This window comes from Variovorax sp. 10L426, assembly GCF_056395305.1.
In genome coordinates this window covers 1-548 of record NZ_JBFTJF010000066.1, presented here as the reverse complement: position 1 = coordinate 548, position 548 = coordinate 1, and the positions used below count along the sequence as shown (strand labels likewise).

Sequence of the window (548 nt, the reverse complement as noted above, 5' to 3'; positions counted from 1 at the left end):
GCCTTAGGCCCCGGCGCGCCAGCAGGTAGCCCAGCGCCGCCGCCACCAGCGCGCCGCACAGCACCGCGCCCAGTAGCTGGCTGCGGTATTCGCTCATCAGCGCCACGCGGTAGCCGGCATCGCTGAGCACGATGATCTCCACGGCGCGGTCGGTATTGCCCAGCACGCCCAGCGCCGCCATGCCGCGCGACGGCACGCCGTTGCGCGGATACCAGGTCTGGAGCATGCCCTTGTCCGGCGCGGCGTTAGCCGGCAGCACGCGCAGCGGCGGCACCGACTCGTTGCGCGGATTCAGCGTGATCAGCGGCTCGCCCTGCCGCGTGCGCACCACGAGGATCAGGCCCTCATGGCCCATGGCGATATCGGCAAAGCGGTGGGTGTCGGCACGGATATCGGCTTCGTCGCCCACCTCGCGCAGCAAGTGGCGCACGAGCAGGATCTCGCCAACCAGTTCGCTCTCGTCGCGCGCCTGGAGCTGGCTGTCGAGCGCGCTGGAGAGGTAGGCGGCCACGCCGACCAGGATCAGCGCCGTGGTCAGGCCATAGGCC

1 pseudogene is annotated in these 548 nt (G+C 70.8%); it reads right to left on the bottom strand.

Going from position 1 to position 548, the window contains the following annotated elements:
- Positions 1-548 (bottom strand): annotated as a pseudogene (locus AC1DHL_RS29735) (heavy metal sensor histidine kinase); the annotation flags it as partial.